The 14,840-nt window shown below is 65.7% G+C and carries 8 protein-coding genes; 5 read left to right on the top strand and 3 right to left on the bottom strand.

Translation table 11 applies throughout. The annotated features are described in order from the left end of the window. The first annotated feature begins 6 nt into the window (after positions 1 to 6). The gene (locus AS156_RS25195) at positions 7 to 1,329 is read left to right on the top strand and encodes an ABC transporter ATP-binding protein (protein ID WP_066510013.1); all 1,323 of its coding nucleotides are present in this window, start codon (positions 7 to 9) and stop codon (positions 1,327 to 1,329) included. 33 nt (positions 1,330 to 1,362) lie between these two features. Here the strand turns inward: AS156_RS25195 and AS156_RS25190 are convergent, their stop codons facing one another. The 3 genes from AS156_RS25190 to AS156_RS25180 form a co-directional block, all read right to left on the bottom strand. Further along, complete coding sequence (locus tag AS156_RS25190; RefSeq protein WP_066510012.1) at positions 1,363 to 5,706, bottom strand: translocation/assembly module TamB domain-containing protein; 4,344 nt, start codon at positions 5,704 to 5,706, stop codon at positions 1,363 to 1,365. Then, on the bottom strand, positions 5,706 to 7,625 hold the full coding sequence (locus AS156_RS25185) for an autotransporter assembly complex protein TamA (RefSeq protein ID WP_245313054.1): 1,920 nt from the start codon (positions 7,623 to 7,625) through the stop codon (positions 5,706 to 5,708). The genes AS156_RS25190 and AS156_RS25185 overlap by 1 nt, the downstream gene beginning before the upstream one ends. 385 nt (positions 7,626 to 8,010) lie before the next feature. After that, positions 8,011 to 8,949: a LysR substrate-binding domain-containing protein gene (locus AS156_RS25180; protein WP_066510009.1), complete on the bottom strand. Its 939-nt coding sequence runs from the start codon at positions 8,947 to 8,949 to the stop codon at positions 8,011 to 8,013. A 254-nt stretch (positions 8,950 to 9,203) separates the two neighbouring features. Here AS156_RS25180 and AS156_RS25175 point away from each other — a divergent pair, with 254 nt between their 5' ends. From AS156_RS25175 to AS156_RS25160, 4 genes are all read left to right on the top strand, one after another. Then, a complete protein-coding gene (locus AS156_RS25175) occupies positions 9,204 to 10,532 on the top strand; it encodes an MFS transporter (RefSeq protein ID WP_066510006.1) in 1,329 nt (442 codons plus the stop codon). 16 nt (positions 10,533 to 10,548) lie between these two features. Continuing rightward, entirely contained in the window at positions 10,549 to 11,574 is a 1,026-nt protein-coding gene (locus AS156_RS25170) for an amidohydrolase family protein (RefSeq protein WP_066510004.1), read from the top strand. 33 nt (positions 11,575 to 11,607) lie between these two features. Continuing rightward, positions 11,608 to 12,282: an RraA family protein gene (locus tag AS156_RS25165; protein WP_066510002.1), complete on the top strand. Its 675-nt coding sequence runs from the start codon at positions 11,608 to 11,610 to the stop codon at positions 12,280 to 12,282. Between the two features lie 356 nt (positions 12,283 to 12,638). After that, on the top strand, positions 12,639 to 14,840 hold a 2,202-nt coding region (locus AS156_RS25160; RefSeq protein ID WP_245313053.1), incomplete at its 3' end, for a TonB-dependent receptor.

Below are 14,840 nucleotides of genomic sequence, written 5' to 3'. Positions count from 1 at the left end.
ATCCTGATGCTCGACCAAACCAAGCAAGCCGCCCTGATCGACATCAGCAGCGTCTCCCGCTCGTTCCCGAAGGGAAGCGGTGAAGAACTGCTGGTGCTCGAAAAGGTCGACCTCACCATCCATGCCGGCGAGATCGTCGGCCTGCTCGGCCGTTCCGGATCCGGCAAGTCGACGCTGCTGCGCATCATCGCCGGCCTCGTCGCGCCGTCGTCGGGCAACGCGACCTGCCGGGGCGAGGCGATCGCCGGCCCTCCGAACGGCGTCGCCATGGTGTTCCAGTCGTTCGCGCTGTTTCCCTGGCTCACCGTGTTGCAGAACGTCGAGCTCGGGCTGGAGGCGCTCGGCGTCGACGCCACCGAGCGGCGCAAGCGCGCGCTGGCGGCGATCGACCTCATCGGCCTCGACGGCTTCGAATCCGCCTACCCCAAGGAATTATCCGGCGGCATGCGCCAGCGCGTCGGCTTCGCGCGGGCGCTGGTCGTGCACCCCGACCTGCTGCTGATGGACGAGCCATTCTCCGCGCTCGACGTGCTGACCGCCGAGACGTTGCGCACCGACCTCGTCGATCTCTGGATGGAGGGCCGGCTGCCGATCAAGTCCGTGCTGATGGTGACGCACAACATCGAGGAAGCCGTGCTGATGTGCGACCGTGTCCTGGTGTTCTCGTCGAACCCGGGACGCGTCGCCGCCGAGTTCAAGATCGACCTCAAGCATCCGCGGAACCGGCTGGATCCGACGTTCCGTCAGATCGTCGAGCAGCTCTATGCCCGCATGACGCAGCGCGAGGAGCCGAAGACGCCTTCGCTCGAGGGCGTTCCCGGCGGCGGCGTCGGCATGGTGCTCGACCACGTCTCGTCCAACGAGCTGTCCGGCCTGATCGAGACGCTGGCCGGACCGCCCTATGGCGGGCACGCCGACCTGCCGGTGCTGGCGAGCCAGCTTCAGCTCGAGACCGACGAGATCCTGCATCTCGGAGAAACGCTGCAGCTGCTGCACTTCGCCCATCTCAGCGAGGGTGATCTGGTGCTGACCGACGCCGGCGTGCGCTTCGCGCACCTCGACACCGACGCACGCAAGAAGCTGTTCGCCGAGCACCTCGTCAACTACGTTCCCGTATTCAGCCTGCTCAAGCGCGTGCTCGACGAACGGCCCTCGCACATGGCGCCCGCCGCGCGCTTCCGCAACGAGCTCGAGGACTACATGTCCGAGGACTATGCGGACGAAACCATCAAGACCATCGTGTCCTGGGGCCGCTATGCCGAGCTGTTCGCCTATGACGAACAGTCAGAGACCTTCAGCCTGGAGAACCCGGGCCACGACGGCGCCTGAGCCGCGTGGTGATGCGTGGAAGTCACCCTCGCGTCACCATTCGTATCGCGTTCCGACGCCGACGGATGTCGAGCCCTTCGCGTCGACATCCGATTCGACGCGGATGTGACGCGTCACGTCGACATTGGCCGACACGCCTGACTGGCTGGCGCTCGCGCCCGTCCGCACACCCACGCTCAGCCTGTCGCCGAGCGCGCGCGAGGCGCCGACCATCGGGCCGCCTGTCCCGGCGCTCACATCCAGGCTGTCGACGCCGAGCGAGCGGCGCATGCGGTCCATTGTCCCCTCACCGCCGCTTGCGAACTGCGCCGCCGCCTCAGCTAGTTGCAGGGCCTGCGCTGTCGTCAGGCTGCCTGAAGCCTTCTGGAACAGAACGCGCGACAAGATCTCGTCCTGCGGCAATTCCGGCTGCGACGTGAAGGCGAAGACCGGCGCCGAAGCGGGTCCGGAGATGCCGACCTGCGCGGTGATGTCGGAGGCCTGGACCTCCGCCGCGAAGTCGAGCTCCGGCGCAAGATCGCCGTTGAAGGAAAGGTTGCCCTTGGTGAAGGTCAAGGTCTTGCCGAGCACCGCGAGCTTGCCCTGATAGAGCGAGAAGGCGCCCTTCGGCACCGGAGCGTTGGTCGTCCCACCCACATGCACGGAGCCGCCGAGTTCCGCGGTCACGCCACGGCCGTGAATGAAGACATGATTCGGCGCCGACACCGTCACGTCGAGCCCGGCATTGAACAGCGCCGCGCGCCCCTTGTTTCCCTTCAAGGCTTCGGCCTTGCGTTCCGCCGCGAGGCGCGTGGCCGCCTGGCCCGAGGCGTTCACGTGGTTGATGCCGTCGATCGGTTTCAGCGTCGACGGCAGCCGATCGGGAATATCGATGGCGACGTGGGTGAGGTCGACGCGGCCGCTGATCCGGGGATCGCGCGCCAGAGCACCGCTGACGTCGATCGCGAGATTGGCCTGCGCAGTCGCCAGCGCACTGGCCGCGAGGGTCGCCTGTTGTCCACGAATCGAGACCGTGCCGGGGAAGCCTGCATCCGGGGTGACCCGCACCTGGCCGGTACCAGACAATGTGCCGCCATTGGGCGTCGCCGCGGCCAGCCGCTCCACGACGATACGGTCTCCGTCGGCGGTGACTTTCGCCTCGATGTTATCCAGGCGTGTGCCGAGCAGGCTGTCGCGGAACGTGCCTCCGCTCAAGGTGGCGGCACCGCCGATCTGGGGCTTGGACCGCGTGCCGCCTAGCCGCGCATCGAGCACGACGCTGCCGGACACGGTGCGGCCGGACGCCGACAGTGCGGCATTCGCGACGGCGGCATCGAGACGGCCCTTCGCGGTCAGCGCGATCGACCCGGCCACATCGAGCGGCACCGTGCCCGAGGCGGTGATCGCGCCGGCCTTTCCAGCGGCGATCGTGGTGGCGATGCTCGCGCGGTTTCCGTCGAGGCGCCCGTCAGCCGAGATATCGATCGGCGGCAGGCCCGCGCTACGGGTCTGCGGCGCGGTCAATTGCCTGACGGTCACCTTGTACTGACCTGTCGGGGCGCTCGTTGAGCCGGCGATCGTCGCCGAGGCGTCGAGCGTCCCGGCAAGGCCCAGGCCCGGCATCGCGACATCGGCCTCGCCGAGCGGGATCGCGCTTGCAATGGCCTTGACGTTGAGCGTCTTGCCGGCGCTGCCGTCAACCGTGAAGCGACCGTTGCCGATCCCGAGAGCCAGATGCTCGATCAGCACGCTGCCGTCATTGAGCGTGAAGCTCGCCGGCCCCTGCAATGCAATCGCCTTGGCGCCGCGTCGCGCGGTGAAGCGATTGAGATCGAACCGCGTGCGATCCTTGGCCGTCAGCACGCCTGCTGCATCGAGATCGAAGCCGGCCGCCTTGGCCGACAGGTCAAGATTGCTGGTGCCGGCGTTCCCACGCGCGGTCAGCGCGATGCTCGAGACCGTCTGGCCGGCGATCTCGGCGCCGGTGACCTTGGCGTCCGCGTTGAGCAGCGGATGGCGGTAGAGATCGGCCGCATCAGCGCGCAGATCGAAACTGCGGATCGCGGCGCCGGCGGCGCGGAGTCCCGCGCCCTTGCCAGCGAGCCGGACGGATTGCTGGCCGTCATCGATAGATGCGGCAAGATCGAGCGACGCCGAACCGGCGAGATCCATCAGGGCGATCGGCGACAGGTCGGCGAGCGAACCGGCAGTGAAACGGAGCTGCCCGCGCGCGAGGTTTTGCGCGTCGACCGTCCCTGCCCCCTTCAGGGAGACCGAGCCAATCGCGACGTCGACGGTCTTGGCGTCCCAACCGGCGAAGGTTGAAGCAGCTGCGTCACTCGCTTGGCGGCTCACTTGCACGGTCCCGCGCGCCGGCTTGCCGTCGATCGAGCCGTCGAGCCTGGCGTCGATGACGCACGGTCCTTTGACATCATTGACGGTCGCTGCGAGCTCCAGATGCGGAATAGGGCGCCGCATCGCGGTGGCGCGGTCCACCGATGCCGAGAACGACACGCCGGGATGCACGAGCCCGCCGGTCAGGCTGACGTCGACAGCTGCCACACCTGCGAGGCGCGAATCGGCCGCGGCAAGATCAGGCAGATTGAGACGCGCCGACAGATCGCTGGTGTCGCGCGTCACCGTCCCTTTGGCGCGAACCGCAACATGCGCGCCGTCGAGCGAAACGTCGCGGACCGTGTAGGTGTCGCCAGTGCTATCTGCACCGACATCGGCCGCAAGCGTGACGCGTGATCCTGTGAGCCCATCCAGCGCCGCGAGCCCGGTCGCGATCCCCTCACCGGTGCCGGACAATTTGGCGTCGACGCGGCCGTGCTCGCGATCGGCGTCGAGATCGAGGCCGAGCGTCACGGCGCCCTTGAGCTTCAACCCGGCGAGATCGCTGAAGCGGCCGAGGTCAGGCATCGTTCCCGTCGCACGGCCGTGCAGCCGATCGGGACTGACATCGCCGGCATAGGTGGCCTGAACCGTGGGCGTGCCGATCTCCAGCCGCTCGATCGTGGCGTGGCCGCCCAGATCGGTGCTGCCGTGGAGCACAAGCGAAGCGGTATTGCCGATCGCTGCTGCGAGACCGGCATCGCGCGGCGCGATGCCCGCGGCCCGCAAATTCGCATCCAGCACGATATGCGTTGCGACGTCGCTGGGCTCGGCGTGAGGAACCGCCGAGAGCGAGGCATCGAGCGAATCGAGATTTCCATCCGGCAGGCGGGCACCCGACATTGCGAGCTTGGCCGTGAGCGTGGGCGCCTTGATCGGCCCATTGACCCTGCTGTCGAAAACCAGGCTGCGGATCGAGCCCTGATCCGTCTCCGTGACGTCGCCATTGCTCGGCAGGGAGCGGATGGAAGCCGTGAAATCCATCACTCTGTCGGCGCCGAGCAGGCCCTTCACGTCGAGCCGCGCAAGACGGCTCGTGAGCGACAGCCCGTCCAGCGCGACGCTGCCGTCGTCGGCGAAACGCGTCGTGCTGTCGAGATTGGTCTCGCCGGCAAAGACGGGTGCGGCAACCGACGGCAGCAGCGGCCCCACATGGCTCGAGAGGCGGGTCGCAAGGACGCGGCCCGCCCCGTTGCGGTCGAGCGTGATCGCGCCGGTCGCATCGATGGTCGGGCCGGCCTGAAACTTCAGGGCGCCGCGGAAGCTGTCGAGCGTGCCCTTGCCGCCGAGCGCGAAGGTGACGGGCGGCTCGCCCGGCAGATGACCGATCTTGGACATCAGCCCGTGGGCGGGCTCATCGAGCGTAACGTCGAGGGTCAACGCATTGCCCTGCGGCACGAAGGCGAGCGCGGCCTTGAAGCGGCCCGGGAAATCGTTACGGATCGCATCGAGATTGAAAACGAGGCCCTCCGAGGGCGAGCCCAATTCGGTGTTGCCGGTCGCCCTCACGCTCAGCGCTTCGCCGAGAATGGACTGGCCCAGCACCAGGGCACGCAGGTCGAAGGCCTTCACCTGCACCTTCACGGGAAGCTCCGGCAGAATCGGCTGGTCGGACGCTGCTGCGGGCTGGTCGGACGGCAGCGGCTTGCGCTTGATGTCGAGCGTGCCGATCTCGAGCCGATCGATCTCCAGCCGCCCCATCAGCAGCGCGGTGCGGCGCCAGACGAGACGAGCCTTGTCGAGCGTCAGCCAGACTCCGTCCTTGTCGGTGATGCTGACGTCGCGCACCGTGGCATCCGACGACAGCACGCCATCAACCGCGCCGATGTGGACCTGGGTCGCCGGCGTCGAGAGCGTCCGCGAGACGAGGCTCGCGAGCATGTCCTGCTGGTTCTCGTCGGACTTCCCGGCCATTCCGTAGAACACGATGCCGAGCACGGCGACAGAGACGAGCCCGAGCGCCGCGACGGCGAAACCGATCACGAGGGCCCGTCGCGCGCGCATCAGAAGGCCTGCCCAATGCTGACATAGATCGCGTAGCGGCTGTCGCCGGGCCGCGGGTTCAGCGGCGTCGCGACATCGAGACGGATCGGGCCCACTGGCGTGAGATAGCGCAGGCCAAGCCCGGCCCCGTAGCCGACGTAATCGCTGAAGCCCGGCAGCGACGAGCGCGACACCGAGCCGAAGTCGAGGAACGGCACGAGGCCGATGGTCGGTGTGATCCTGACGCGCACCTCGGCGGAGCCTTCGATCAGGCTGCTGCCACCGGTGATCTGACCGAACATCATCGGCGAGATGGTGTTGAAGCCGTAGCCGCGCACGGATCCGCCGCCACCGGCGAAGAAGCGGTGCGAATCCGGAATGTCAGCCAGCGGCGCACCGGCAAGCGAGCCCGCGGCCAGCCGGCCCGCGAGCACGTAGTCGGCCTGCTCGTCGAGCGCGTAATAGGCTGAACCCGAGACGCGGCCCTCGAACAGATTGATGGTGGAGCCCATCAGCTTCGGATAGGCATTGACGGTCGCGGCGAGGCGCACGCCGCGCGTGGGGTCGAGCGGATTGTCCGTGGTGTCGTAGCGGCCGGTCGCGGTGAAGCCGACCAGCGTCGCATCGACCCGTCCCAGCACGTCCTGCGATCTCGATTGCTCGACCTGAAGGCCGCCCTGCAGCGACGCGGTCTCCGAAAAGCGATGCACCACGCCGATCGTACCGCGCACCGTATCGTCGGTATAGCCGCCGAGTTCGTTGTTGCCGACGCGTTCGCGGAACGCCGTGGCTTCGATCAGGAGATCATTGGCGGTGCCGAACAGGCCCGGCTTGATGAAGGTTCCGGTGAATCGCGCACCGAAATCCGACGCGTGGAGATTGCTGAAGCCGTTGAACGACGTTCCATCGATCCGCTGCAACAGCGAGGCGGACGCCTCAAGCCGCAGGCGCTCGCCGCCGCCGAAGATGTTGCGGTCCTCGTAGAAGCCCGAAATGCCGGGACCATCGACGGTCGAATATTTCGCCGAGAGACCGACGGCGTGCCGCGGCCGTTGCGTCACATCGATGAAGACAGGCAGGTTGCCGTTGGCGTCGAGCCTGTCGGCCTCACGGATGCGAATGCCGCCGATCGCGGGGATCTTGGCAATCGAGGTCTTGGTCAACGCTAGACGCTCGGGCGAATAAGGCTCACCCTCCTTCAGATAAACATGGGTCGCCACCACCCGCGGGTCGACGGCCCCGTCGCCCGAGATCGTGACGGCGCCGATGCCGGCCTTGGGGCCCGGATCGACCCGCAGCCGAAAATCCATCGCGCCCGCCGCGTGATCCACGGTTGCCTTGACGTCAGCGATTTTCGCCAGCGGGTGTCCGTTGCTGCGGAACCAGTCGACGAGCTTCAGCTGCGCGGCGCGCAGGTCGGCTGAAACAGCCGGATCGCCCGGCTTCAGCCCAAAGGCGCGGCGTGGCAGCCCTTGCGGCGCCAGGTCGCGCGGATAGTCGACGTCGATGGTGCGCAGCTTGAACAGCCGGCCGAGTCGCACGCTGACCTTGATCGGAACAACGGTCTTGTTGCGAAGGGCGTCGGCACGGCGAGCCGCGGCGGCGAATCCGGTCTCGTCGAGCGGGGAAACCGGAACTCCATCGATGGCCACGTCAACTTCTGCGTTGTAGCGGCCAAGTCCCCAAAGCGTATCGAGCAGCGGGTTGATATCGGCCTGAACGCGACGCACGAGACCGTCACCGTCCGGCGGCGGTTCCTGCCGAAGGCGATAGGTGGCGGAGGCGTCACGCAATGCCTGTTCCGCATCGCTGTCCTCCTTACCGTCTTCCGTCTTGGCCTCGATCGCCAGGCGGTAGGACAATGCGGTGGCGCTGACCGGCGGCGGATCGTCGGAACCGAACAGGCCAAAGAAGTCGAGCGCGTGAGCGGATTCGCACACCGACCAGGAAACAACGGCGATCGCGGCGCACCCTGTCCCCAGGATACGTCGCGCTGACGCGAAAAAATATCTTCGGCTTGCCCGCCCCGGCAATGGGAGCAGACATCGTCGCACCACGATCCGCTTGATTGTTCCGCTCCCACTGGCCTGTCTACTCGACCCGAGCCCCACTCAGGCGCGGCGATCTCCTGTCTCCGGGTTCAACAGGCACCACACGCGAAGTTGATAGACGTATCATGGATAATCTAGGGCAAGCGCCTGGAACTCGCCCGATTTACCTTTGGTTAAGCGAAAACAGCACACCACAGCAGTTCCGCGCGTGGTTCGGAATGTTCCACACGTGATGTGACGGCGCGCTTTCGAAGCGTCGCTTGATGCCGGCCGATCACCCGGCGACAGGAGCGACACCGGCAGAACGCAGCGGCGCGCTCCGCGCCGACGCCTGCAGCGCGCATTCGATGAAACGCCGCGGCAACAGCGAGGCATTGCTCGTGCGCATTGCGACCAGCATGCGGCTCTCGGCATCAGGCGTATCGAGCGGCCGTGCGACGACGTTGGCGACGCCTGCGTCCTGATAGCAGGACGGCAGAATCGAGAGCCCGATTCCCGCAGCAACCAGGCTCAGCACAGTGCGCAGTTCATGCGCCTCCTGCGCCACGCGCGGCGCAAAGCCCGCACGACGGCACAGCATCGCGGACTGGTCGCAAACGCCGCAGCCGCTATCCGCCATTCCGACGAACTCATGCTCGGCGAGATCGGCGACCTTCAGTCGGCCCTGAACGCGGGCCAGCGGATGATCCAGCGGCAGGAAGGCCATCAGCAGGTCGCGCCAGACGACATGGACCTGCAGATCGGCTCGCGGCCTGAAATCCAGCGGCGGCCGCATGATCGCGACATCGAGCTCGGCATCGGCGATCGCCTGCAGCTGCTTGGCGGTCGACATGTTCCGCAGCTCGATCTTGACCCGCGGATAGCTGGAGCGAAAGCTGCGGAACAGATCGGCGAACATGTCGAGCATCGGGACCGAGCCGATGAAGCCGACGCGAACCACGCCAGCTTCGCCGCGCGCCGCGCGACGTACGGTCTCCGACGCCAGGTCGAGCTCACCGACGGCACGCCGCGCATGCTCGAGCAGCAATTGGCCCGCCTGGGTCAATGCCACCGCGCGGCGCGTCCGCGCCAGCAGTTGCGTCCCGAGTTCGTCCTCCATCGCCTTGATCTGGGTGCTCAACGGCGGCTGGCTGACATGCAGGCGTTTTGCGGCGCGGCTGAAGGAAAGCTCTTCGGCCACCGCGATGAAGTAGCGAAGCTGCCGGTAATCCATCGCTTATTCCGATTCCCTATAAGTGAGAGGTCAACAAGGTATTTGACCCCACGCGACCGTTTCCCGATCTTGGCCCGAAAATGCGGGGGCTCCAAGGGGAACACGAAGGGGAGACACGCAGATTTGCGTCCTGATCAGGCATGCGGCGCGCGCAGCGCATCGCCGATGCGATCTCGCGGCGGCCGATTGGCGATCTCCCCAAAGCTCCATGCTCCCGTCACCGGCGCCATCACAACAACAAAGGGAGGACATCAATGGCCGACGCGCCTGCAAGTGAACTGGAGAACCAAACCATCCGCCGCGTGTACTGGCGGCTGATCCCGATCCTGTTCGCGATGATGTTCTTCAACTATCTCGACCGCATCAATCTCGGCTACGCCGGGCTGACCATGAACAAGGACCTCGGCCTGAGCCCCGCAATCTTCGGCTTCGCGGCCAGCATCTTCTTCCTCGGCTACATGGTGCTCGAGGTGCCCAGCAATCTGATGCTGCACTGGCTCGGCGCCCGGATTTGGCTCGCGCGGATCCTGATCACCTGGGGCCTCGTCGCAACGCTGACCGCCTTCGTCTGGAATCCACTCAGCCTCTACGTCATGCGGTTCGGTCTCGGCGTAGCCGAGGCCGGCTTCATGCCGGGCGTGGTGCTCTATCTGACCTACTGGTTTCCGGCGCGCTATCGCGCCCGTGCGGTTGCCGGCTACATCATCGCAGGCTCGTTCTCGGCGGTGCTGGGCGGGCCGATCTCGACCAGCGTCATGACCTGGTTCGACGGCGCGGCCGGCCTGCATGGCTGGCAATGGATGTTCATCGCCGAGGGCGTACCGACCATTCTGCTCGGCCTCTTCACCCTCTATTATCTGACCGACCGTCCGGCCAAGGCGACCTGGCTCACCCGCGAGCAGGCCGACTGGCTGGAAGGTGAGCTTGCCGCCGAGCGGGCGGAGATCGCGCAACAGGGACAGCACAGGTTGATCGACTGCGTCCTCGACATCAGGGTCTGGCTGCTCGCGACGCTGTTCGGCTGCGCGCTGGTCGGCATCTACGGCTTGCTGCTGTGGTTGCCGCAGATCATCAAGGGCATGGGTAACCTCAGCAATATCGAGGTCGGTTTCCTCTCGGCGATCCCGCCGCTGCTCGGCGTCGTCGGCACCATCGTGGTGAGCCGCAGCTCGGACAAGACCGGCGACCGCAAATTTCATCTCGCCGGCGTCTACCTGCTCGCGGCCGTCGCGATGCTCGGCAGCGCCTATGTCCAGAGCCCGGTGCTTGCCTTCGTCTTCCTCTGCGTCGTCGGCTTCAGCCTGAACGCGGGCAATCCGCTGTTCTGGAGCATCAACGCTTCGCTGCTCACGGGCGCCGCCGGTGCCGCCTCGATCGCGCTGGTCAATACGCTGGCGCAATTCGGCGGCCTGATCGGCCCCTGGTGCATCGGCCTGATCAAGGACTCCACCGGCAGCTTCTCATGGGCGCTGGTCGGGATCGCCGGCTTCCTGTTCATCGCAGCTGCAATCGCCGCCGCCATGCGCGTCAAACCCCGCGAGCCGGAACTGACAGGGGCTATCCCGTCCTCCGTTGCGCACTGAAGGAGAAAGCAACACCATGATCATCGATTGTCACGGCCACTACACCACCGAGCCGCCCAAGCTGCACGTCTTTCGCGACAAGCAGCTCGCCGGCCTCGCCGACAAGTCGCGCCGCCCGCTCACCACCAATCTCGGCATCACCGACGACGAGATCCGCGACAGCGTCGAGGGCGCGCAGCTTCGCCTGCAGAAGGAGCGTGGCACCGACGTCACCATCTTCTCGCCGCGCGCCGCCGGCATGGCGCATCATGTCGGCAGGGAAGCCACCAGCGTCGAATGGACGACAATCTGCAACGACATGGTGCACCGGGTGTGCACGCTATTTCCGAACAATTTCGTCCCGGTCTGCCAGCTTCCGCAGAGCCCCGGCGTGAGGCCTGCGAACTGCATCGCGGAGCTCGAGCGCTGCGTCAATCAGCTCGGCTTCGTCGGCTGCAACCTCAATCCGGATCCGGCCGGCGGCTACTGGTGCGATCCGCCGCTGACCGATGAATGGTGGTTTCCGCTGTATGAGAAGATGGTCGAGCTCGACGTGCCGGCGATGGTCCATGTCTCTTCGTCCTGCAACCCCTGCTTCCATGGCACCGGCGCGCACTACATCAACGGCGACACCACCGCCTTCATGCAATTCCTGACCTCGGACCTGTTCAAGCGCTTCCCGACACTCCGATTCATCATCCCGCATGGCGGCGGCGCGGTGCCCTACCACTGGGGCCGCTACCGAGGCCTGGCGCAAGACATGAAGCTGCCGCCGCTGTCGGAGCATCTGCTGAAGAACGTGTACTTCGACACCTGCGTCTACCACCTCCCCGGCATCGAGTTGTTGACCAGGGTGATTCCGGTCGAGAACATCCTGTTTGCCTCGGAAATGGTCGGCGCGGTCCGCGGCATCGATCCGGAAACCGGGCACCATTTCGACGACACCCGCCGCTATATTGACGCGCTGCCCCTGAGCGCGGAAGACAAGGGCAAGATCTTCGACGGCAACGCGCGCCGCGTCTACCCTCGCCTCAACGCCCATCTCGACCGCCGCGCGCATTGAGCGTTCGCGCAAAAGAACAACCGGAGAAAACTGATGGCCATAGGATTTGCAATTCACAAGGCGAAACGAAAGGTCGCGCCTGACCTAGTCGCGCGATACCGCACCCTGCCTGTCGCCAATATCAGCGATGTCATGTCGCGGATCGCAGGCACCAACCGGCTGCGTCCGATGCATGCCGGCGGCTGGCTCGGCGGCCCGGCGCTGACCGTCAAGACCAGGCCGGGCGACAATCTGATGGTCCACAAGGCCATCGACCTGGCCCAGCCGGGCGACGTGATCGTCGTCGATGCCGGCGGCGTGCTGGTCAACGCCATCATCGGCGAAATCATGTCGACGCTGGCCGAGAAGAAGGGCGTCGCGGGCTTCGTGATCGACGGCTCGATCCGCGATGCAGGTGCCATCCGCGCCGGATCGTTCCCGGTATTCGCCGCAGGCGTTGCTCATCGCGGCCCGTACAAGGACGGCCCCGGCGAGATCAATTGCGCCATCTCGATCGACGGCATGATCGTCGAACCCGGCGACCTCATCGTGGCCGACGATGACGGCGTGCTCTGCGTGCCGTACGACCAGGCCACCGACATCTGCAAGCAGACCGAGGCCAAGAAGGCGAGCGAAGAGAAAGCCATCCAGCAGATCCTGACCGGCACCAGCGACCGCCGCTGGGTCGACGAGGCGCTGCAACGGCTCGGCTGCGAATACAAGGACTGATCGAATATTCGGCGGGGCGCGAGTCTCGGCAGCCTGGCGCGCCCCGCGCCGGTCGGCTGGATCGCGACTGTCGGCGGAACTGATGTCGGGGCGCGCGGCGAGCATGCGACATCATGGCGCGTTTCGGGAATATATCCTGATGACATCCCGAAAAGAATCCCGAGCCTCGCGGAGGATTCCTGTTTGCCAAACGAGCCCTACCCCACCAGTCTCGAAGCCAAGGTTCGTTGGGACAATGACGAACCGCACGTACAGGGTGGGGCGTCATGGCTGGTCATATGTTGCCTGGGGCGAGGCAATATCGATCCTCTATTGTCCACGCGAGCGGCGCGGCGATGTGGGTCGCGATCGGAGCCATGGCGCTGTCGACGGGCGTGCATGCTCAGACAACAGATGCGCCCGTGCGGACCGAGCTGCCGCCGGTAACCGTGATTGCGCCGGCACCGCTTGCCGGCACGCGCAGCCCGAAGCCGGCCACTCGGCCGGTGACGCAGCGATCGCGAACTGCCCGAGTACGCAATGCGCCGGCTGAAACAGCGGCAGCGCCGGCGGGAGGCATAGCCATCCCGAGGACTTCCGATCGCGACGCAAGCCTGATCGATCGTGACAAGGTGCCGTCCAACACCGAGGTGCTGACCTCGACGGACTTCAGCCACAACTATTCGACGAGTTTCCTCGACTCGGTGAATCGCAAGCTGCCCGGCGTCACGCTCGGCGACGACACGGGCAATCCGTTCCAGCGCAACCTCGACTACCGCGGCTTCGTCGCCTCGCCGGTTCAGGGCACGCCGCAGGGCATCGCGGTCTATCAGAACGGCGTGCGCATCAACGAATCCTGGGGTGACGTGGTCAACTGGGACTTCATTCCGGAAAAGGCCATCGACCGGGTTTCGCTGTTTCCCAGCAATCCCGTGTTCGGCCTCAACGCAATCGGCGGCGCGCTCGGCATCCAGATGAAGAACGGCTTCACCTATCAAGGTGTCGAGGGCGAGGCGTTCGGCGGCTCCTACGGCCGCGTGCAGGGCAGCGTGCAGGCCGGCGGCCAGCAGGACAACGTGTCGGCCTACGCGGCATTCGAATCCGCCTACGATGGCGGTTGGCGCGACTTTGCGAATTCATCGCATGTGAACCGCATATATGTCGATGTCGGCACGCGCAACGATGATACCGAGTTGCACGTCAACTTCACCGGCGCCGACAACGTCCTCGGCAATGTCGCGGCAACGCCGATCCAGTTGCTCAATCAGCGCTGGTCGAGCGTCTACACCTGGCCGCAGTCGACGCATCTTCAGCTCGCCTTCCTCAACGCGACCTTGAACCACAATTTTTCCGACACATGGTCGTTCCAGGGTAACGCCTACTACCGCGGCTTCTGGCAGTCGCATATCGACGGCAACGGCACCGAGGTGGAGGGATGCAACCGCGGACGCAACCTGTGCATCGACGGAGCCAACGACAACGATCCGATCTACGGTCCGGTCGGCGGCCCGCCGGTACCGAACACGCTCGGCACTGTCTTCCTCGGCGAAATCGACCGCAACCGGGTTGCCACCAACACCTTCGGCGGCACCGCGCAGCTGACCAATACGGACAGGCTGTTCGGGTATGAGAACCACGTCGTGATGGGCGTCAGCGTCGACCACGGCTTCACCAAGTTCAACGCGACCAGCGAGCTCGGCACCGTCGATCAGAACCTGTTCGTGACCGGCACCGGCATCTTCATCAACCAGCCTGACGCCGGACTGAGCCCGGTCGATCTGCACGCCACCAATACCTATACCGGCCTCTACCTCACAGATACGTTCGATGTCACGAACAGGTTCTCGGTGACGGCAGGCGGACGCTTCAATCTCGCGCAGATCGACCTCGAGGACCAGACCGGGACGAACCCGCTGCTCAACAGCAGCAAACGCTTCCAGCGCTTCAACCCGGTGATCGGCGGCACCTACAAGATCACCCCGAACCTCACTGCCTATGCCGGCTATTCGGAGGCCAACCGCGCGCCGACGCCGCTCGAGCTTGGCTGCTCCGATCCCAATCATCCCTGCATGCTCGACAGCTTCCTGGTCGCCGATCCTCCGCTCAAGCAGGTGGTGTCGCATACCGTCGAGGCAGGCTTTCGCGGCGGCTGGGGCCGCGATGCCGGGACCGGCATGTTGACCTGGGGACTCGGTGTCTTCCATACCCTGTCCGACGACGACATCATCCAGGTGGCAAGCCCGCTCGGCGTGAACAATCGCGGCTTCTTCCAGAATGCCGGGCAGACCTTGCGGCAGGGCATCGAGGCCAAGCTCGACTATCGCTTCGATCGCTGGAACGCCTACGCCAACTACACCTATGTCGACGCGACCTACCGGAGCGCGATCACGCTGTTCTCTCCGAACAATCCGAATGCCGTGAGCGATCCGGGCAACAGCGACCTGCAATATGTCAATGTCAGGCCGGGCGACCAGATCCCGGGCATCCCCGCGCACCGCTTCAAGGCCGGTGTCGAGTATTTCGTCACCGATGCGTGGAAAGTCGGTGCCGACGTCAATGTCGTCGGCAGCCAGTGGCTC

Origin of the sequence: Bradyrhizobium macuxiense (assembly GCF_001542415.1) — a bacterium.
GTDB classification, from domain to species: domain Bacteria; phylum Pseudomonadota; class Alphaproteobacteria; order Rhizobiales; family Xanthobacteraceae; genus Bradyrhizobium; species Bradyrhizobium macuxiense.
This window is presented reverse-complemented; position numbering and strand designations above follow the sequence as displayed.